Source organism: Dongia sp. (assembly GCF_041918875.1).
In the GTDB taxonomy this organism is placed as follows: Bacteria; Pseudomonadota; Alphaproteobacteria; order Dongiales; family Dongiaceae; genus Dongia.
The window spans coordinates 109195-129060 of sequence record NZ_JAYRUV010000007.1; the positions used below are offsets into that span (position 1 = coordinate 109195).

Sequence of the window (19866 nt, forward strand, 5' to 3'; positions counted from 1 at the left end):
GCTCTAGAACGGCATGGCGAAGGCGATCGTTGCGGCATGGCCTTCTTCGTCGGCGCGGCGTGCTGTCGAATTTACCCGGTCATAGGCGTAAGAAGCGGTGAGGTCGATGGCGCTGAAGGTCGGATCCGTGCTGTGCCAGGAGGCACTGAAATCCAGGCTCTGCACATTGTCGATGCGGCGTTCGGCGTTGCTCGAAAAGCGCGGCAGCTCGTCGCTGCTGCGGCAATAGCGATAGGCGGCGGTGAGGTCGATCGAATCGAAGATCGGGAAGGACATGGCGATGGCCGGGCCGATATCGCTGGCGGCATAGGACAGGTCGTCGAGGCTGATCGCTTTTGCCTTGCCGTCCTCCGAAAGCCTGTAGGCGGCATTGAAGTCGAGATCGAATTTGGCGCGCGGGCCGAACCGGTAGGAAATGCCGGTATAGGCGTTCGCCTCCGCGTAATCGTCGCCCTCGGTCGAGGAATCGTGCTCGCCATAGCGAACGCCGGCAGCGAGGCTGAACCCGTCCGCAAGATCCTTTTCGGCACGGAACCCGGCGCCAGAATCGCGCGCGGTCACCAGCGTTTCCACCATGGCGATGCGCCAGCTCGGCTCGAAGGCCAGGCGTATGCCGTCATATTCGTAGCGCAAGGATGTGGCAGCACGGACTCGATCGGTGCCCCAGGGGTTTTCCGGCAGCCCGTCTTCCAGATAGCCGGTCTTCGAGACGATGCCGGCGATCGCGAACGTCAGGCGCTCGCCAAGATCGGCCGTGTAGTCCGCATGCAGTCCGGCTTCCAGCCCAAGCTTTCCCTCGCCCGTGCCGCGCTTGGTCCCGAATTTGAGAGGCACGCCGATCAGATCGAACTCGGCTTTGTCGAATGACGGCAACTCGCTGGCGGCAGGCACATCGCTGTCGTTGAGAACGTCGATATGGAAGGCGACCATCAGCGGCTGCGTCTTCATTTCTTCCGCATGAAGACGGGTGGCGGAAAGAACGGTGACGAGAAGACAGGCTGCTGCAACTGGCGCGCTGCTGCGTGCATGCTCGGCGAAAATGGGCTTCATGACGCGACCCCTGAATCGATCTCCCCTGCGATCGAGAGTTGGCGAGCGGCATGAACATTTATTTAAGCGCGGTGGGCAATGGAGGCGGAGAAAGCGGCGCATTGCGACGCTTCATCCGACTGCGCGCCCGCGCGGCAAGGTTTTTGCTTAACCTTTGCGCGGCGGGCGAAACTTGTCACAGGTGATGAAGTCTACTGCGTCATTCCTCGGGGCGGTCGAGATTGTCTTCTGACCAGGAGATGAAAAAGAGCAACACGGTTTCCGTCTGATAGGAGGCACTGGCCGGTGGTGCCGCCGTGGCGATCAACGTCCCTTGCCTGGCATCATAGGAAGCGGCCGAAAATTTCGCGACGCCCAGTTCCGTTCCACGCTTGAAGAGGGCGATTTCAGGAAAGGAGAAGGCGCCGCCGGCGAGCGGGACGGGAAGATCGAAACTGGGTATGCCGATGAGCAGGGCCTTCTGGTCGGCCGACAGGGCGCCGGCGCGGATTTCGATGATGCATTCGGCATCCTTCTTCTCCGCCACCAGGCGCAGGCCCTTGCGCAAGGCCTGCTCGCGGATCGCGGCGATGGCGTATTTGGAATCGTAGCCGTCGAAATTCGCCGGTTCGACGAAGACCTTCTTGCCGGCAGGCACGCCGAAATCCAGGCTCCGCGCCTGTGCCTCCGCCGCGGTCGAAAGCAGCAATTGCTCGGTCGCGGTGCGTTCCGGCCGAGTAACGCGCACGGTGGTGCAGGCGCAGAGGATCGGCAGTGCGAGGAAGACGAATGAAAGGGTGCGGAAGCGCCGGCGAAAGTGCTGCATGTGGTGGATTCCTGGTGCGCGAAGGGTACGGGACCTGTCCCTTCAACACAGGAAAACGGAATTGGGTGCGGCAGGCGGGGATTTTACCCCGCGCGGCCAGCCTGGCTAGTTGGTCTTGACCGCCGGATCGGTGCGCAGGTTGGCGGGCAAGAAGCGGGTGACGCCGTGTTCGTCGTAATATTTGAGCGCGCCCGGATGGAAAGGGACGCTGACGCCGGCGATCGCGAGCTGCAGATCCAGTGCCTTGCCGGCCGCGGTGACCTGATCGAGATTCTTGCGGCTGGCTTCGAGCCAGACGGCGCGGGTGAGCTGGTAGGCCATATCCGCGTCGAGGCTGGCCGGGGCCAGCCAGACCGCCACCAGTTCGACGGTCGGCGTGTCGGGAATATTACGGAACGTGCCCGCCTTGACGATGCCGGCCGCGACGAAGCCGTAGCTCTTCATCATCTTGCTCACCGGCTCGCCCTCGATGGGCAGCAAGCGCAGCGGCATGGAGGCGGCAAGGTTCGTCACGTCGCGGCTGTCGACCGCATCGACCACAATCATGGCGTCGATCTTGCCGGCGGCCAAGGCCTCGGCGGCGGCCGGGAAATCGAGATAGCTCGGTTTGATGCGCTTGGTGGTCAGTCCATGGAAGTTCAGGATCTGGCGGGCCGTCACCATATTGTCGCTCTTTTCGGCGCCCAGATTGACGCGCAGGCCCTTAAGGCCGGCGACATTCTTGGCGGCCGATTGCGGGCCGACGATGACCTTCACGCTGAGACGGCCGAGACCGCAGATGGCGCGCAGGTCCGGATCCTTGCCGACCGCCTTGAAGACATCCTTTCCGGTATAGGCGAGATAGGCGATATCGGCCTGGGCCACGGCGGATTCGATCATCTTGCCGCGCAATTGACTCAAATTCTCGACCGAACCGGAGCTGGTCTGCGCCAGGCCGATCATGCCGGGAACGCCGCACGAGCCGCCTTCCTCGCAGGTCCGGGCGCCCGGCGGGTTGCTGATGGCGCCGCCGATAAGACCGGCGAGTTCGGCGATGGGGGTGCCCGGCTGGCCGGCGCCGACCCGGAAATAGCTCAGTTCCTGGGCGCTGGTGGTGACCGGCGCGGAAAGGAGCGGCAGGCCGAAACCGACCGCACCCGCTGCGAGCGCGCTGGCCGCGCAAGCAGCACCGCCCAGCCCGAACAGGACATTGCGGCGGGTTACTAGATCGCGGCGCGATCCGTCAGGCCTTATGACCGAACGGATTGCCTGCTGGCTGGCTTTCATAAAACGCATTGGGGTGCCGGTCGCTTCAAGAGCTCAGGCTGCGACAAAAATCCGCTTGCGCAGCACACTCAAGATATAGAACGAGAGTTAACGAGTCGCCAATAAGAAGGCGGCATGAAGCGTGTGCGTTTCGGTCAAAACTCCGCGATTGAAACGGGGCGCGGCGCGCTTAAGGATTGTGACGGAAGTGCGGCAGTGCGCTTCAGCGGCCGGCCGGGCCGCACACCCGTCGCCTGGCCCTCGCGCCAGACTAAGGCCCCATTTACAAGCACAAACCGAATGCCGAGGCTCGGCTCCGAAGGTGCCGTGAATGTGGCGCGGTCGATCACCGTGGCGGGGTCGAACACTGTGACATCGGCAAAGGCACCCTCAGCCAGTTTGCCGCGATCGATGAGGCCAAAGCGGCGCGCGGTAAGGCCCGTCATTTTATGGATCGCGGTTTCCAGGTCGAAAAGCCCGAGATCGCGGCTGTAATGGCCGAGCACGCGAGGAAAGCTGCCCCAAAGCCGGGGATGGTTGATTTCGCCACCCGGCAGGCCGTCGCTGCCGATCATGGTCGGCGGGTAGGCGAGGATGCGCTGCACGTCCGCCTCGTCCTGGCAGAAATAGATGGCCCCGCCGGGGATGAGCCGGAGGGCGGCGTCGTCGCGGCCGACGCCCCACTCGGCGGCAACGTCGTCGAGCTCTCGACCCGCCATTTCCGGGTGCGGCTGGGAGGAGCTGATGAGGATCCGGCCGGCCGAGATGACGAAGGCCGGATCGATGATGGTGGCGGCGGCGTTGTAGGGATAGACGTCGAGGGCGACCTTCTGGCCCTGGCGGGCCGCGTCGATCATGGGCAGCGACCAGGCGGTGTGGCCGATATTCTCCGGCCCGTCGCCCTGATGATGGGAGAGGACCAGCGGTACGTCGGCGGCACGGCCGATCTCGATTGCCTCGGCGAGGGCTTCACGGAAGTGGCTGTCATAGTTCCGCGCATGGGTGGTGAAGATGGCGCCGGCTTTCCCGGCCAGGCGTGCCAGTGCCGCAACCTCGCGCGTGTCGGCGGCCTTGTTGCTGGGATATTCGAGGCCGGTCGAGAAGCCCAGGCCGCCATCGGCCAGCGCCTGGCGCAGGCGCTCGGCCATGGCGGCGATCTCGGCTTCCGTCGCGGCGCGGTCTAGCTGGTCCATGCATTCGACGCGCAGCACGGAATGGCCGACCAGGGCAGCGGAATTGATCGCGGCCGGTGTCTGTTCAAGGGCAGCGAAGTAGTCGGCCAGACGCGGGAAGCGATAATAGCTCTCATCGCCGAGAAGGAAATCGAGCGGGTAGGAATCGCGCGGCGTGAGCGGGGCAGCGCTGAAGCCGCAATTGCCGACGATGACGGTGGTGCAGCCTTGGCTCACCTTGGACGGCATGTCGGGTTCGGCCAGCAGGGCGATATCGTCATGGGCGTGGGCGTCGATGAAGCCGGGCGCCACGATGCAGCCGGTGGCGTCTATTTCCACCTGCCCGCGTTGGCCGGCGAGATCGCCAATGGCCGCGACCCGGTCGCCGTCCACGGCCACATCGGCCCGGAAGCGCTTGGCGCCGGTGCCGTCGATGACATGACCATGGCGGATGAGGATATCGTGCGGCATGCTGGTGCTCCCGGTTGTGTCGTATTCTATCAAGTCTGTGGCGACTTGTCTCAAGCCCATCAGGTTTGGTATCAGCACTTCTAGCGGATCACGATGGAATTGGAATCCCCTTAAGATGAATAGCCTCACCAAGCGTCAGCAGAACATCCGGCGCCTCTTGAAGCCGCGCCATGTGTGCATCATCGGCGGCCAGGCGATGGCGGACTCGATCCGCCGCTGCGCGCAGGCGGGTTTTGCGGGCGAGGTTTGGGTGGTCAATCCGAAGTATGAGGAGCTGGGCGGGCGCAAATGCTATCCCTCGGTGGCGGCCTTGCCGGAAGCGCCGGATGCGACCTTCATCGCCGTGCCGCGCGAAGCGACCATCGAGATGCTGAAGGAGCTGAATGCGCGCGGTGCTGGTGGCGCCATCTGCTATGCCGCGGGCTTTGCCGAAGTGGGCGGCGAGGGTGTCGGGCTGCAGAAGCAGCTGATCGAGGCGGCGGGCGATCTCGCCGTCGTGGGACCCAATTGCTACGGCATCCTCAATTATCTCGACGGCATCGTGTTGTGGCCGACAGGCCATAACGGGAGCCGCGTGGAGACCGGCTGCGCGCTGGTGGCCCAGAGCGGCAACATCGCCCTCAACCTCACCTGCAACGACCGTTCCGTGCCGTTCGCCTATGTCATCACCTCGGGCAACCAGGTCGTGCTCAACGTCGCCGATTTCGTCGATGCCCTGGCCGACGATCCCAAGGTGAGCGCGATCGGCCTCTATATCGAGGCGATCAGCGACATCTCAGCCTTCAGCCGCGCCGCCGCCAAGGCGCTTGCCAACGGCAAGCCGCTCGTCGCCTTGAAGGCCGGGAAGTCGGAGCTGGGCAGCCAACTCGCCATGAGCCATACCTCGTCGCTGGCCGGCAGCGACCGCATGTACGACGCCTTGTTCGAGCGCCTTGGCGTCATCCGCGTGCAGTCGATCCCGGACCTTCTGGAGACGATGAAGCTCATCTCCATCGCCGGCCTGCCCAGGGGCAAGAGCCTCGCGGTCTTCACCTGCTCGGGCGGTGACGGGCTGATGACGGCGGATCTGGCGGAAGAACTGGGCGTGCCGCTCAACCCGCACAGCCCCGACCAGGTGGCGGACCTCAAGCAGCAGCTGCCGAACTTCGCAAGCGTCACCAATCCGCTCGATTACAACACATCGCTGTGGAGCCATGAGGATCTGCTGACCAGATGTTTCGGCACGGTGATGCGCGGCGACTACGATGCCGGAATGCTGATCCTGGATTACGCGACGGATGGCGAGGCCAGCGAGAAAGCCTGCGACGCCTCGGTCAATGCCATCATGGCGGCCTGCGAGGCGCATGGAAAGATGCCGATCGTGACGGCGACGCTGCCCGAGCTGCTGCCGGCACGGGTACGCGACCGCATGGCCGCAAAGCATGCCGCACCCATGCAGGGCCTGCCTGAGGCGATGCGCGCTTTTGCTGCGGCCGCCTGCTTTGCCGACCGGCGCGATCACCTGTCCGCTGGCTCGGCCGATGGCCTCGTCATGCCGAAGACGCCGGTCCTGGACGGTCCGACGCGCATCATGTCCGAGAACGACGCCAAGCTGGCCCTGGCCAAATATGGCCTCCAGGCACCCGCCAGCCGTGTCGTGGCGCCGGAAGATGCGGCCAAGGCCGCAGCGGGCCTGGGTTTCCCGGTGGTGGTCAAAGTGGCGGCGCCGGTTATCGCCCACAAGACGGAAGCGGGCGCTGTCGCGGTCAATCTGAAGTCGGCGGAAGAGGTCGGGGCGGCGGTCGCGCGCATGCAGGCATCGGTTGCCGGCTACAAGCCGGGCCTAAGTATCGAAAAGGTGCTGGTCGAGGCGATGGTGCGCGACGTGGTGGCGGAACTTATCGTCGGTGTGAAGCGCGATCCGCAATTCGGCCTGGCCCTGATCGTGGGTGCCGGCGGCATCCTGGTCGAGATGGTCGAGGATTCGGCGCTGCTGCTCCTGCCCACGGATCGCAAGACCGTCGAGAAAGCCATCCATGGGCTCAAGATCGCCAAGCTGCTGCGTGGCTATCGCGGCAAGCCGGCCGGCGATATCGGAGCCGTTGTAAACGCTGTCATGGCGGTCGCGGCCTATGCCGAGGAACACCGCGGCGATCTCATCGAGCTCGACGTCAACCCGTTGATGGTGCTTCCCAATGGCGCGGTTGCCGTGGACGCACTAATTATCCAGTCGGACAAGTAACAAGTCGCACACCACTTTCTCGCGGATGTCGGCGTTCGGTCATTGATCGGCGTCGTTTTCGGGCCAGCCGGCATGTCGCCGGCGCTTCACGCTGCCCCCCACGACAAGCATCAACAGCAGGGCAGTGCGATGACTTACCAGTCCGGGCGGCAGTTTCTACAGATTCCGGGACCGACCAATATTCCCGAGCGTGTGCTGCGCGCCATCGCTGCGCCCGTGCTCGATCATCGCGGTCCGGAATTCGCGCGGCTGGCGGCGGAAGTCCTCGCGCGCATCAAGCCGATTTTCAAGACGTCGCAGCCGGTGCTGATCTTCCCGGCCTCCGGCACCGGCGCCTGGGAGGCGGCGCTTGTGAACACGCTGTCTCCCGGCGATAAGGTGCTGGGCTTCGACAGCGGACAGTTCGCGCTGCTGTGGACGAACATGGCCAGGAAGCTGGGTCTCGAGGTCGAGACGCTGGCGACCGATTGGCGCCGCGCGCCGGATCCGGCGCTTATCGAAGCGGCCCTCGCGGAAGATCGCGAAAAGAAAATCAAGGCGGTGCTGCTGGTCCACAACGAAACCGCCAATGGCTGCATGACGCGGGTGGCCGAGATCCGCCAGGCAATGGATCGCGTGCGCCATCCGGCCCTGCTGCTGGTCGATACCATCTCCTCGCTCGGCAGTGCCGATTTCCGCATGGATGAATGGGGAGTCGATGTCGCCATCGGCGGTTCGCAGAAGGGCTTGATGCTGCCGGCGGGCCTTGCCTTCTGCGCCGTGAGCGAGAAGGCGCTGGCCGCCTCGAAGCAAGCGAAGCTGCCGCGCAGCTATTGGGATTGGGACGCGTATATGGGCAGCAACTTCCCCTATACGCCGGCCTGCAATCTGCTCTTCGGACTGAAGGAGGCGCTTAACCTCATCAATGCCGAGGGTCTGGAGAACATCTTCGTCCGCCACGCCCGCCATGCCGAGGCGACGCGCCGCGCCATAATCGGCTGGGGCCTGGAGATCGTCTGCGCCGAACCGAAGGATTACAGCCGGTCGATCACGGCAGCCTTCATGCCGGAAGGCCATTCCGCCGATGCGTTCCGCAAGCAGGTGTTCGAGCGCTTCAACATGCCGCTGGGCGGCGGGCTGGGGCGTCTTGCCGACAAGGCTTTCCGCATCGGGCATCTTGGCGATACCAACGACCTGATGCTGGGCGGCGCGCTCTTCGGCGTCGAGATGGGCCTTGCCGCCGCGAAGATCCCGCACAAATCCGGCGGGGTGCAGGCGGCCCTCAATTATCTGGCCGATCAATCGGGAAGTGCGACGCGCCTCGCGGCCGAATAGCACTTGCCATCCTGACGCGACCCGGCCGATGCTGCGACCCCGAAGATCGCAGTCAAAGGCCGGGTCATGCAGGTATTCTTCTCCGACATCCAGTTGCATCACGCGCCGCGCGAATTCCTGGTGCGTGGGCAATGGAAACCCTGTCCGGAACAGCCGGGCCGCGCCACGGCGTTGAAATTGGCGCTGGCGGAAGCGGGGCACGGAATCAGCCTGCCTCCGGCCGGCGACAGGGCCGCCATCGCCGCCGTGCATGATGCGCGCTATCTCAGCTTTCTGAAGACCGCCTACCAGCGTTGGCGGGCCCTGCCGGCGGCATCGGAATCGATCGTTCCCAACATCCATCCCAATGGACGCGGCCTGGGCTATCCGCAATCGGTCGTGGGCCAGGCCGGCTTTCACATGGCCGATACGGCTTGCCCGATCGACGGCGACAGCTGGCCTTCGATTCTCGCCAGTGCCGATTGTGCCATCGCCGCGACGAAGGCGGTGCTGGGTGGTATGGGGTCGGCATATGCACTGTGCCGCCCGCCCGGACATCACGCTTTCAGCGATATGGCCGGCGGCTTCTGCTTTCTCAACAACAGCGCCATCGCCGCGGAGATGCTGCGCGGCGCATATGGCAAGGTCGCCATCGTCGATGTCGATCTGCATCACGGCAACGGCACGCAGGGTATCTTCTATGAACGCGGCGATGTGCTGACCGTCTCGGTTCACGCCGATCCGAGCAATTTCTATCCCTTCTTCTGGGGCTATGCCGACGAGGTGGGGGCAGGCGCCGGGAAGGGTGCCAACCTCAACCTGCCGCTGCCGCTGGGCAGTGGCGACGACGTTTTCCTGGCCGCACTCGATACGGGCCTTGCCAAGGTGCGCGGCTTCGGTGCCGAGGCGCTGGTAGTTGCCCTTGGTCTCGATGCTTTTGCCGGCGATCCCTTTGCCGGCCTTGCGGTGACGGAGGATGGCTTCCGTCGTATCGCGGCAAGGCTCGCCACGTTGCGGCTGCCCAGCGTGCTGGTGCAGGAAGGCGGCTATCTGTGCCCGGAACTGGGCCGCAACCTGGTGGCATTCCTGGATGGATTTGCGGCGTAGGCAGCCTCAGCGCAACCGGCTCGCCGGCAGATGCAGTCCGACCTTGGTGCCATAATCGGGTTGGCTCGCCAGGGTGAGGCGGCCGCCATGGAGTTCGGCGAGGCGTCTGGCGAGAGCGAGGCCCAGTCCGGTGCCGCCATAGCGGCGGGCGCGGTGGGATTCAACCTGGACAAAAGGTTCCAGAACGCGGTCGATATCCTTTTCCGGAATGCCGATGCCATTGTCATCGACCTCCAAGACAAGATCGCCCTCCGGCGCCAGGAATGCGCGCAAGACGATCTTGCCGCCTGCCGGCGTAAACTTCACCGCATTGGACAGCAGGTTGCCGAGGATCTGGCGCATCAGGCGCTGATCGACCAGAACCAGCGGCAATCCGTCGGGGATGTCGCGTTCCAACGTCAGTTCCGCGGCGCAGGCTCGATCCTGCAACAGGCGCAGGACCGGATCGCACAGCATCGGCACCGATATCTCTTCCTCGTTGAGGACGAGGCGCCCGGATTCGATCTTCGACAGGTCGAGTATGTCGTTGATCATGGCCAGGAGAGCGCTGGCGCTGGTCTGGATATCATCCGCATATTCGACCGCGCGGCCCTTGGCCGGCAGTTCGGCGATCTGGCGCGCCAGCAGGTCGGCAAAGCCGATGATCGAATTGAGCGGCGTGCGCAGCTCGTGACTCATGTTGGCAAGGAAGTCCGACTTGGCGCGGTTGGCGATCTCGGCCGCATCCTTGGCCAGGATCAGCGAATGCTCGCGTCGGACCAGATCGGTGATATCGTTTGCCGTGCCGCGAAACCCGGTATGAGCGCCAGTCGCGTGCGAAAATGTCGGCACGCCCGACAGGAGGAAGAGGCGTGTCTCGCCGGTTTTGGTCTGCGCCTCCAGCCGATGATCGCGGAAGGGTGTCATGGCGGCGAAACGATGGTGCAAGGCAAGGGTGCCGGCTTCGCTGTCGGCCAGGATGCCGAGCGGCTGGCCGATCAATTCCCGCGGCAGGAATCCCAGGACCTTGGTCACCCGGTCCGAGAGCATGGTGACATTGAGGGCGCTGTCGATTTCCCACACCCAATCGGAGGTGAGGCGGACGATATCGTCGAAGCGCTCCTGGGCGACGGCCAGGTCCGCCGCAAGCTGCGCTGAATTGTCGATCGGTTCGATGAGGCCGGCCAGGCCTGTCTGTTCCCCTTCCTTGCCGGCCAGCGGCACATGGTGGACATGCAGGACCTGGTTCTGTCCGTCGATGGAAACCGCCACGTCACGCCGGATGACACGATCCTGAGCGCCGCCCTCGGCCAGAAGCGCCGTCATGGGCAGCAGTTCGACAATCCCGTCGCGCAGCGCCAGGCGCTCGGCGAGCTGCCGATAGGGCAGGTTGCACCAGGTGAGGTGACCGGTCTTATCGACCAGATAGAGCGGCGAGGCGAAGTCGAACAGCCTTTGCGCGAAAATCTGCTTGATATGTTCGGCGCTTGGATCGCGGGCAGCAGCCGGTTCAGGTTTGACCAGGCGCAGTTTGTCCCGCATCCGGGTCACCGCGGCTGGTTTTCCAGCCGCCGGATGGATTTCAGGAAGAACGGATTTATCTTCCAGCGTTCGACCACCTTGCGCGCCGTATCCGGCTTCAGGCGGTCGAACATCTCCATCGATCGCGACAGCTGATAGGGATTGTTGGCAAGTTCGCTCGGCCGCGCCCTCTGCAGCATCAGGAACAAGGCGGTGAAATCGGTGCGGTTGATGTTGCAGGCCCGGCAGCCGATGACGAGGCCTTCGCCGCCATCTTCGTAGATAAGCTTGCGCGCCACCTGCGGCCGGAGGCCGATCATCTGGGCCAGCATGGCTTCGAACAAGGCGATCTCGCCGCGGCGCAGGGTCTTGACCAGCATGTCGGCGGTGAGTTCGGAGCGCTTGGCCAACTGCTCGGCAAGTGCCATCGCCGCATCCTCGGCGCGGTTCGCCGCATCGGGATCGTGATCCACGATGTCGTCGGCGATCGTTGCCACGGTCAGGTCCAGTTCCGCTTTGTCGACCGGGTAATGCTCGACGATGTACTGGCGCAACGCCGCCGAGACCCACACATACATCTTCTTGGTTAGGTCGACGGGCAGGTCCTTGCGGCGCAGCAGCGGCTCCTGGAATTCGTCGACGCTCTCGGACTGCTGGACGAGGTAGGTCATGGTGGCATCGCTGATCTGCGCGCCGTGGTTCTCCAGCAGCGTCTTGATCACGTCGACCGAGGAGGTGCCGACCAGCGCGTCGCTCACCAGCGTGCTGACGCTGCGGCGCATGGCGATGGCGAGGCGATGGCTGAGCGTGCGGTGGCGCACGATCTCGACCAGATCCTCGTCACCGAGAAGATCGCTCTTCAGCAGGACCGGCGAAGCGATGTCGAACTCGTCGTTGGCGAGCAGGTTGACGATCTCGTGCGGGGCATTGGGCGATTGCGAAAGCTTCTCGGCCAACGCCTTGCGGATGGGGCGCGCGACGTCCTGAATGAGCTTTTTCAGGATATCGTTCATCAGCGCCTTTTCCTGCAGGGTCAGGATGCGGCCGGAATCGTCCATCAGGTCGCCGATGGCGGTGACAAGGCTGGAACGCCCCTGACTCGATTTGTCACGGGCCAGATCGACCAGCATGCGAACGTCGGTGGCGATCACTGTTTTGTCTCGTAAACGTGTTGCGGTGATGTTGCGTTTGGGCGTCGAACGGCAGCAGCGGAGAGTTTCTTTTGATCTGAAAACGATAGGGCTGTGATCGTTACTAGAATGTTAAATTGGGACCCTCCCGGTCGCACGATAGTGTGCGCATATCGGTGCGAAATAGTCTGCTCCGAGGGCGGCTATTGGCTTAATTTTAGGCAATATTTCAAATAGTTGCTGGTAGGCTTAGAGCGCTTCGACAGCATTCCGTGCCATGCGCACTTCTTCCCAAGGCGGGCTTTTTTTCGACCGGTCGGATAAATCGTCCCAGGGTATCTGGAACGAATGCTCAGAGACCCCAGGCGTAGCTGCTCATGCTGAGGCTGCCGAAGGTGAAGCTGCGGTGGATCCGCTCACCCACGGCCTTGTCGGCCGAGCCCGCCGCGGCGCCTAGTGCGACGAACAAGGGCAGGATATGATCCTCGCTGGGGTGCGCGATGTTCGCATGGGGCGCTTGGGCGCGGTAGTCGCTGAGCGCTGCGATGTCGCCGGCCGCGATCCGGTCGGTGAGCCACTGCTCGAACGCACCGGCCCAGTCGGAAATGCCGCTGTCGGAGACGCCGCTGCGATTGTTCCAATCCAGGGCGCGCAGATTGTGGACGGCGCCGCCCGAGGCGAGAATGAGTATCCCTTCGTCGCGCAAGGGTGCCAGCAGGCGGCCCAAGGCGACATGGTCCGCCGGCCCCCGGTGATGCATCAGGGACAGCTGCACCACCGGGATGCCGGATTGCGGGTAGGTCAGGATGAGCGGCGACCAGACGCCGTGGTCGAGCCCGCGATCGCTGTTGATCATCGCGTTATGGCCGCCATCCTCCAGCAGCCTGACCACGCGCGCGGCCAGCGTCGGATCGCCCGGCGCGTCATAGCGCAGATCGTAGAGCGCCTGCGGAAAGCCGTAGAAATCGTGGATCGTGCTGGGCGCGTCGGATCCGGTCACCGAGGGGATCGCGGCTTCCCAATGCGCCGAAATGCACAGGATCGCCTTTGGGCGCGGCAGCTTTGCCGCCAGCCGCACCAGGAAATCGCGCGCCGGCACATCGTCGAAGGCGAGGGTCGGGCTGCCATGCGAGATGAAGACGACGGGCATGCGCATGGCTTTTTCGGCAGTGCTCAAGATCTCGGTTCCTTCAGGATCGGCGCTTCTTGGGAGCGTCGAGATAGCCCATCGAGCGCAAGCTGGCATGGCCCTTGCGGCCGATGATGAGGTGATCGTGGACCTGGATGCCGACCTGATCCAGCGCCAGCTGGACGGCATGGGTCATCTCGATATCGTCGCGCGAGGGTGCCGGGTCGCCGGTCGGGTGATTGTGCACCATGACGATCGAGCTGGCACCCAGCATCAGGCAGCGTTTCACCACCTCGCGCACATAGACCGGCGCGTGGTTGACGGTGCCGCGGCTCTGCACTTCGTCGGCGATGAGGGCATTCTTGCCGTCGAGGAAAAGCAGGCGGAACTGCTCGTTCTGCTCATGCGCCATGACCGAATGGCAATATTCCAGCACTGCCTTCCAGGAGCCGAGGATGGGCTTGTCGAGCACCTGCTGCTTCTGCATCAAAAGGGCCGCAGCCTGGACGGTCTTGATGGCGACGGCACTGTTCTCCTTGATCCCCGGAATTTCCATCAGATGTGCGGGCTCCGCGGCCATGACGGCGGCGAAGCTGCCGAAACGTTGGATCAAGTCCTTGGCGAGCGGCTTCACGTCCCGCTGCGGAATGGCAAGATAGAGCAGCAGTTCAAGGAGTTCGTAATCGGCCAGCGCCGCTGCGCCGCCGGCCAGGAAGCGTTCGCGCAGCCGCTGGCGATGGCCGTGATAATGCGGCTTTTCTGTCTCGGTCCCGGTGGCGTCCTTAGGCGGCATAGGGCGGACGGTCGAGCCCCGCGGGTGAGGTGGTGAAAATCTCGACGCCCGCTTCCGTGACACCCACCGTATGCTCGAACTGGGCGGAGAGCTTTTTGTCGCGCGTGACCGCAGTCCAGCCGTCATCGAGGATCTTCACCTGCCAGGTGCCGGCATTGATCATCGGTTCGACGGTGAAGAACATGCCCGGCTTGATTTCCGGGCCGGTATTCCTGCGGCCAAAATGCAGCACCGAGGGCGAATCGTGAAACACCTTGCCGATGCCGTGGCCGCAGAAATCGCGTACCACGGAATAACGCTGCTTCTCGGCAAAGCTCTGGATGGCATGGCCGACATCGCCCAGGGTGGCGCCGGGCCTGGCGGCCTCGATGCCGCGCATCATGGCCTCGTAGGTCACATCGACCAGGCGCTGCGCCTGCACGCCGACCTTGCCGACATTGTACATGCGGCTGGTATCGCCGTGCCAGCCGTCGAGGATCACGGTGACGTCGATATTGATGGTGTCGCCGTCCTGCAGCTTCTTGGGCCCCGGAATGCCGTGGCAGACGACATGATTGATCGAGGTGCAGATCGATTTCGGGAAACCGCGATAGTTGAGCGGCGCGGGGATGGCGTTCCGTTCGACGATGAAATCGTGGCACAGCTTGTCGAGCGCCTCGGTGGTAATGCCGGGCACGACATGGGGGGTGACGAAATCGAGCGTCTCGGCGGCAAGGCGCCCGGCCTTGCGCATGGCGGCGAAATCGGCCGGCTTGTGCAGCTTGATCTTCTCGCCCTCGTCGATCCAGTCGCTCTCCACGTCCTTCTTCTGCATCGCCTACGCCGCCATCCTCGAAAATTCGAACCCATCAGCCTAGATACGCTGCGGCCCCTTTCCGTGCAACCCCCAGCAGCGCATGGCACCCTTTGCCCGGATGCAAGCAAACCAATTGGATTTGCAGGAAAAATGCCGCAGGTGGGTGCCCTTTCTTGCATCCGGGCGGCATTCGGGCCAAGTTACCGCCACCTTCGGCTTAGGATCTGCATCATGCGCCGCTTTCTTCCGCTCGCACTCCTTCTTTCCCTTCTGGCCGGCTGCTCCTATTTCGACCGCGGCGGCGCCTGGACGCAGCCGGGCGCCACTGCCGATCAGGCGCGCAGCGACCTCGATGCCTGCGAAGCCGAAGCGCGCGCCCAGACCAAGGTCGACCGCGGCATCGATCAGGATATCGCGGCCACGCAAGGCGGCGGCGCGTTCGGCGATCCGCTGGCCGACAGCGGCATGTCCGGCTATCAATCGGGCAAGCGCTACGACGATATCGTCGACGAATGCATGCGCGCCTTCGGCTATGTCCGGCAATAGAGGCTGCAGATGAGCGCCGCGAAGATCGTCACCGCAGCGGTGATCGTCATCGGTAACGAGATTCTCTCGGGTCGCACGAAGGACCTCAATCTCGGTTACATCGCCACCGGCCTGACCGGCATCGGCATCCGCCTCACCGAAGGCCGCTTCATCCCGGATGTGGAAGCCGTCATCGTCGCCAACGTGAACGAACTGCGCGCCCGGCACGATTATGTCTTCACCACGGGCGGCATCGGGCCGACGCATGACGATATCACCGCCGCCTCGGTCGCCAAGGCGTTCAACGTGCCGCTGATCCTGCATCCGGTGGCGGCAAGGCTCCTCACCGACCATTACGGGCCGGAGAATCTGACCGAGGCGCGCATGCGCATGGCGCACACGCCGGAAGGGGCGACACTCATCGACAATCCGGTCTCGATCGCGCCCGGCTTCCGCATCGGCAATGTCTTCGTCCTGGCCGGAGTTCCGCGCATCTGCCAGGCGATGTTCGATGGCTTGAAGGGCAGCCTTGCGGGCGGCGACCCGGTCCTGTCGCGCACCGTTTCCGGCTATATCGGCGAAGGCGTCATCGCCAGGGATCTGGGCCTGCTGCAGGACCGCCACCCGGCCCTCGAGATCGGCTCCTATCCCTTCTTCCGGCAAGGGAAGTTCGGCGCCAGCTTCGTCATTCGCGGCATCGACAAGGCCGAGATCGACGCGGCCGCCGTGGAACTCCATACCATCATCCGCCATCTCGGCGCCGAGCCGATTGATGGCGAACCCGCAATGTGAGCGATCTGGGGAGTTGCCCGCCCGCAAACAGCTATTTGGCTTGGCAATGTCCGCCCCAAGGCCCGCTTGGTGGAATTGGTAGACACACAGGACTTAAAAAGATGAGGGTCTTGAGGGCCCACTAGCTCACTGATTTTTCTCTATGTGCTTTTGTGAGAAAAATGAGAATTCCCTTTTCACAGAGGCGCTTGTCTTCTACTAATCCGATGTGTGGAGCTGCCAGTTTGTTATTATACTGGAAGCGCTTCAGATCACGATTGTGTTGGTTCAACTATGCAGTCGTGAGGATAGTTGCTGAGCTTCCGGCGTTTGTTGCGGAAGCTTACTGCGGCCGAGTAAAAAGTTGACAAGCGGGCGTGGCGGAACTGGTATACGCACACGACTTAAAATCGTGAGCCGCTAGGCATACGGGTTCGACTCCCGTCGCCCGCACCAACTCAATGCAATCGCTGCAGTGCGCGAAGAATACGAGATGAAAAAATATTGGCCCTTCTCGTGATTTCAATGGCCGTCGTAGTAATTGGTATGTGGCTGGTAATCGTTGTTCTGCCAGTTTGGCTTGGCATTCTGACTGAGAAGTCCGGCAAATTTCTGTCTCGTTGGGGTTACATCATCCAGACTTGCGTGATGTCCGCGTTACTTGTCGCGGTATTGGGAGTAGCTGGGCGCATTGAAGCGATCAGAGAGCAAGATTAGATATTTGGTGTAGTCAGCTCTTTGATCATCATGGGTAGCATCCTTTACGCAACGAGGCTTTCTGTTCGGCGTCTTCGTGGCGCCAAGAGATCGGAGCGGAGGGCCTGGCTACTTGCGATCCCAATCGTCGGTATCCTCGCATACTGTAGTATTGCGGCCTCACCGCCGTCGCGTTTGACTTGATTGCCGCTCTTGCCCTGGCGATACCCTGCAATACCGCTGTCGAAAATCTTTGGTGCAGCACGCGCGCTAAAATGTTGCGGATATTGATGCGGTGTTGCGGAAGATCCGCAACAATTCACTCCGCTCCGCTTTGAACAATCAGCAAATTCCGTGTTGCTTGCAGACTTAGAATCCTGAGAGGTGAAAACCTCGTGCCGGTTCGAGTCCGGCAGCGGCAGCCAATCTACGTGCAAATGCGCTCGCATACGCTGAATTGACCGGCAGATGCGTCCCCCGCCAGGACAAGTTTCGCGGGACTGCGCCTTTTTTCGTTTCGGCACATGCGGCTTTCCCCGTTTATTTGGGTGGCCTTATCCTCGACGCTGCAATGCAGGCGCCGGCAATGATCGTCGTCCTTCCCTTGCGGCGTCGAGCCACCCATCGTTCTGTCCGCCCCTCTACCAAGTGGCTCGCAACGACTGGCGATCATCATTGTGCGGGCGAGAATGTTGAGCATCACCTATGCCTCCAGTGCCGCTGGGTCCTCCCGGCGTTTTCTCAGGCTGGCGAGCGTCAGACCGTAGATGCACGCCACGACGATCATCAACGCCACAACCTGATAGGTAGCGATAGCATCGCCAAGGAATGGCACGGCGAGAACCATCGTCAGTGCAGGCCATGGCGTGGTGATCGAGCTGGCCAGCGACACGTCGATATGGCGCACCGCGTAGAACCAGACGATCAGTTCAAGGAAATAGACCAGGCCCATGATCGCCGACATCATTTGGAAGATTGCACCGACCCCCGAAGCAATTCCTGACGGGACCACGACAGCCAGAACGACCAAAAGGAAAAGCGTCGAGATCGCGACCCGGAAGAACGTCACCTGCGCAGGCGTGACGGGCGTGTTGCTCAGCTCCTCCTTGATGATGACATGCGCGATGCTCCACAGCAGGGGCACCCCGAGCGATGCCAGGAACCACGGGGACAGGCCCGACATCATGAGCGTGCCGCCGGTGCCGAGATAGTAGAGCGAGCCGATCAGCACGGCGGTCAGGGCCAGTTCAAAAGCGGTCTTGCGGCGCTTGAGAAACAGGGATTCCCATAGGATCGCGAACAACGGATAGGCCTGGATCGCGATAGCCGCGTTCGCCGCCCCGGCCTTTTCGACGCCGAGGACGTAGAGATAGGTCGAGAGACCGAACAGTGCCCCCGTGAACAGCGCAATGAGGATCATCCGGCCCCGTTCGCGGCGGGACAGATCAAGGCCGAAAATCCCCTTGGTTCCGCTTCGCATCTCCCAACCGAACAGAGGCGCTGCGAACACGACCTGCCACACGGAGAGCGCAAAGGCGAAGCTGAGCGCCCCCACATCGGCGCCGCGAAGGTTCGAAATGATCGGCATGATACCGAGCAGGATGAGGCTGACGAGAGAGAGGGCGATGCCTTTCCCGGCTGACGGAGAGAAAAGTGCCATAACGGGAATCCATAAATTGCGTTGACGAATACAGGAATTGCATCCACATACATATCAGTGCAATAGAAAGATTGATCTGATGGCAATTTGGGTGCCCGACCTGTCGAACCGAGACGGCCCGAAATATCTCCGGATCGTGGAGGCCATGGCGGAAGACATTGCGGCCGGCCGGTTGCCCGCCGGGACACGCCTTCCGCCGCACCGCGAGTTGGCATATCAGCTCGCCATATCGCCAAACACGACCAGCCGGGCTTACGCCGAGGCCGCGAAACGGGCGCTCCTGAAAGGCGAGGTTGGCCGTGGGACGTTCGTGCGGTCGACCGACACCGACCCAGCGCAGGCCGAACCGGAGACACTGCGCCGGACCGACAGCGGGCCGATTGACCTGTCCCGAAACCTGCCGATGCCGGGGTTTTCCGAGCCGCACATTCGTCGCGTAATGTCAGACATCGCGCGTGACGCAGGCTTGCGGTCCCTGCTGGACTACCAGACCGATGCGGACCTCGTGCATCACCGCGAGGCCGGTCAGATGTGGCTTGCGACCTGCGGTGTGGATGCAGATCTTGAATGCGTCATCCCTGTCATCGGTGGGCAGCATGGCATTCTGAGCATCTTGATGGCACTGTTGCAGCCCGGCGATCTGTTGCTGGCCGAGGCTCTGACCTACACGCCGGTTCTCGCCATGGCGGCGCGTCTCCACCTGCAAACGGGGGCCGTTGCGATGGACGCCGATGGCGTGGTGCCGGAGTCGTTCGAGGCATGGTGCCGGAAGGCAAACCCGAAGGCCTTCTACCTGACCCCGACCTTGCAGGCTCCCACGACGATCACGCTATCCGAGGCGCGACGGACGAGGATCGCGGAAATCGCCGACCGATACGGCGTATTATTGATCGAAGACGACGTGTTCGGGCCGCTCAAGCGCGACAAGCCGGCACCGCTCGCGCAGGCGGCACCGGACACGACCATCTACGTGACCAGTCTGTCCAAGACGGTCGCGCCCGGATTGCGGGTGGGTTTCCTGAAGGCCCCTGGAAAGGTCGCGCCCGCACTGCATCATTCGGTCAACTTGAGCGTGTGGATGACGCCCCCGATGACCCTGGAGGTGGCCAGTCGGTTGATCGAGGACGGCACGGCAGCTAGGCTCACCGAACATCAGCAGCGCACCGCAATGCACCGCCAGCAGATTGTACAGCGCGTCCTGGGGGCCGACGCGATCCCGGACGTTTCAGAAGGCTTTCACGTCTGGATGCCGCTGCCGGAGGGATGGCGTGCCGATGTATTCAGCGCGGAGTGCGCGCGCCTGGGCGTTCGGGTCAGTGAGGGTCGCAGCTTCGCGATGAATGTGGGGGATGCACCGGAAGCCATCCGCATCTGCGTCAGTCACGAGGCGAACGAAGACCGGCTTAAACGCGGCCTCGCAACCATATCCGGCGTGTTGCAGCAAAAGCCGAGCGGAACGTCACTGGTGATCTGAACAGCGATTGGCGTTGGTGTCAAAGCAA

The 19866-nt window shown here is 63.0% G+C and carries 16 protein-coding genes and 2 tRNA genes; 8 read left to right on the plus strand and 10 right to left on the minus strand.

What is annotated here, in order from left to right; translation table 11 throughout:
* Nucleotides 1-3: 3 nt before the first annotated feature.
* From ACE3TY_RS09360 to ACE3TY_RS09375, 4 genes are all read right to left on the minus strand, one after another.
* Entirely contained in the window at nucleotides 4-1050 is a 1047-nt protein-coding gene (locus ACE3TY_RS09360) for a hypothetical protein (RefSeq protein ID WP_374652761.1), read from the minus strand.
* A 199-nt stretch (nucleotides 1051-1249) separates the two neighbouring features.
* Complete coding sequence (locus tag ACE3TY_RS09365) at nucleotides 1250-1855, minus strand: DUF6655 family protein (RefSeq protein WP_374652762.1); 606 nt, start codon at nucleotides 1853-1855, stop codon at nucleotides 1250-1252.
* A gap of 105 nt (nucleotides 1856-1960) precedes the next feature.
* The gene (locus tag ACE3TY_RS09370; protein WP_374652763.1) at nucleotides 1961-3130 is read right to left on the minus strand and encodes a TAXI family TRAP transporter solute-binding subunit; all 1170 of its coding nucleotides are present in this window, start codon (nucleotides 3128-3130) and stop codon (nucleotides 1961-1963) included.
* A gap of 125 nt (nucleotides 3131-3255) precedes the next feature.
* On the minus strand, nucleotides 3256-4743 hold the full coding sequence (locus ACE3TY_RS09375) for an amidohydrolase family protein (RefSeq protein WP_374652764.1): 1488 nt from the start codon (nucleotides 4741-4743) through the stop codon (nucleotides 3256-3258).
* A 115-nt stretch (nucleotides 4744-4858) separates the two neighbouring features.
* Between ACE3TY_RS09375 and ACE3TY_RS09380 the strand changes: the two genes are divergently transcribed.
* The 3 genes from ACE3TY_RS09380 (at nucleotide 4859) to ACE3TY_RS09390 (ending at nucleotide 9364) form a co-directional block, all read left to right on the plus strand.
* Entirely contained in the window at nucleotides 4859-6964 is a 2106-nt protein-coding gene (locus tag ACE3TY_RS09380; protein ID WP_374652765.1) for an acetate--CoA ligase family protein, read from the plus strand.
* A gap of 129 nt (nucleotides 6965-7093) precedes the next feature.
* Entirely contained in the window at nucleotides 7094-8278 is a 1185-nt protein-coding gene (locus tag ACE3TY_RS09385) for an alanine--glyoxylate aminotransferase family protein (protein WP_374652766.1), read from the plus strand.
* A gap of 66 nt (nucleotides 8279-8344) precedes the next feature.
* Complete coding sequence (locus tag ACE3TY_RS09390; protein ID WP_374652767.1) at nucleotides 8345-9364, plus strand: histone deacetylase family protein; 1020 nt, start codon at nucleotides 8345-8347, stop codon at nucleotides 9362-9364.
* 6 nt (nucleotides 9365-9370) lie between these two features.
* On the opposite strand, the gene ACE3TY_RS09395 is transcribed toward ACE3TY_RS09390, so the two are convergent.
* The 5 genes from ACE3TY_RS09395 to map all read right to left on the minus strand — a co-directional run bounded on the left by ACE3TY_RS09395 (nucleotide 9371) and on the right by map (nucleotide 14730).
* The gene (locus ACE3TY_RS09395) at nucleotides 9371-10885 is read right to left on the minus strand and encodes an ATP-binding protein (protein WP_374652850.1); all 1515 of its coding nucleotides are present in this window, start codon (nucleotides 10883-10885) and stop codon (nucleotides 9371-9373) included.
* Nucleotides 10886-10890: 5 nt separating this feature from the next.
* Nucleotides 10891-12015, minus strand: a complete 1125-nt coding sequence (locus tag ACE3TY_RS09400) for a DUF2336 domain-containing protein (RefSeq protein WP_374652768.1) — start codon at nucleotides 12013-12015, stop codon at nucleotides 10891-10893.
* Between the two features lie 331 nt (nucleotides 12016-12346).
* Nucleotides 12347-13171: a class III extradiol ring-cleavage dioxygenase gene (locus ACE3TY_RS09405; RefSeq protein WP_374652769.1), complete on the minus strand. Its 825-nt coding sequence runs from the start codon at nucleotides 13169-13171 to the stop codon at nucleotides 12347-12349.
* A 13-nt stretch (nucleotides 13172-13184) separates the two neighbouring features.
* Nucleotides 13185-13916 (minus strand): DNA repair protein RadC, encoded by a 732-nt coding sequence (gene radC / locus ACE3TY_RS09410; protein WP_374652770.1) that lies wholly within the window; start codon nucleotides 13914-13916, stop codon nucleotides 13185-13187.
* A complete protein-coding gene (gene map / locus ACE3TY_RS09415; protein ID WP_374652771.1) occupies nucleotides 13906-14730 on the minus strand; it encodes a type I methionyl aminopeptidase in 825 nt (274 codons plus the stop codon). Before map ends, radC begins: the two co-directional genes overlap by 11 nt.
* 213 nt (nucleotides 14731-14943) lie before the next feature.
* On the opposite strand from map, the gene ACE3TY_RS09420 reads away from it, so the two are divergent.
* The 4 genes from ACE3TY_RS09420 to ACE3TY_RS09435 all read left to right on the plus strand — a co-directional run bounded on the left by ACE3TY_RS09420 (nucleotide 14944) and on the right by ACE3TY_RS09435 (nucleotide 17129).
* Nucleotides 14944-15258, plus strand: coding sequence for a hypothetical protein (locus ACE3TY_RS09420; protein ID WP_374652772.1), 315 nt, complete (start codon nucleotides 14944-14946; stop codon nucleotides 15256-15258).
* A gap of 9 nt (nucleotides 15259-15267) precedes the next feature.
* Complete coding sequence (locus ACE3TY_RS09425) at nucleotides 15268-16029, plus strand: competence/damage-inducible protein A (protein WP_374652773.1); 762 nt, start codon at nucleotides 15268-15270, stop codon at nucleotides 16027-16029.
* A gap of 350 nt (nucleotides 16030-16379) precedes the next feature.
* Nucleotides 16380-16464: transfer RNA gene (locus ACE3TY_RS09430), tRNA-Leu, on the plus strand.
* Nucleotides 16465-17031: 567 nt separating this feature from the next.
* Nucleotides 17032-17129 (plus strand) — tRNA-Leu (locus ACE3TY_RS09435).
* Nucleotides 17130-17407: 278 nt separating this feature from the next.
* On the opposite strand, the gene ACE3TY_RS09440 is transcribed toward ACE3TY_RS09435, so the two are convergent.
* Nucleotides 17408-18364 carry an EamA family transporter gene (locus tag ACE3TY_RS09440; protein ID WP_374652774.1) on the minus strand — a complete coding sequence of 319 codons (957 nt, stop codon included), beginning with the start codon at nucleotides 18362-18364 and terminating at the stop codon, nucleotides 17408-17410.
* Nucleotides 18365-18443: 79 nt separating this feature from the next.
* On the opposite strand from ACE3TY_RS09440, the gene ACE3TY_RS09445 reads away from it, so the two are divergent.
* The gene (locus tag ACE3TY_RS09445; protein ID WP_374652775.1) at nucleotides 18444-19838 is read left to right on the plus strand and encodes a PLP-dependent aminotransferase family protein; all 1395 of its coding nucleotides are present in this window, start codon (nucleotides 18444-18446) and stop codon (nucleotides 19836-19838) included.
* The last annotated feature ends 28 nt before the right edge of the window (nucleotides 19839-19866 follow it).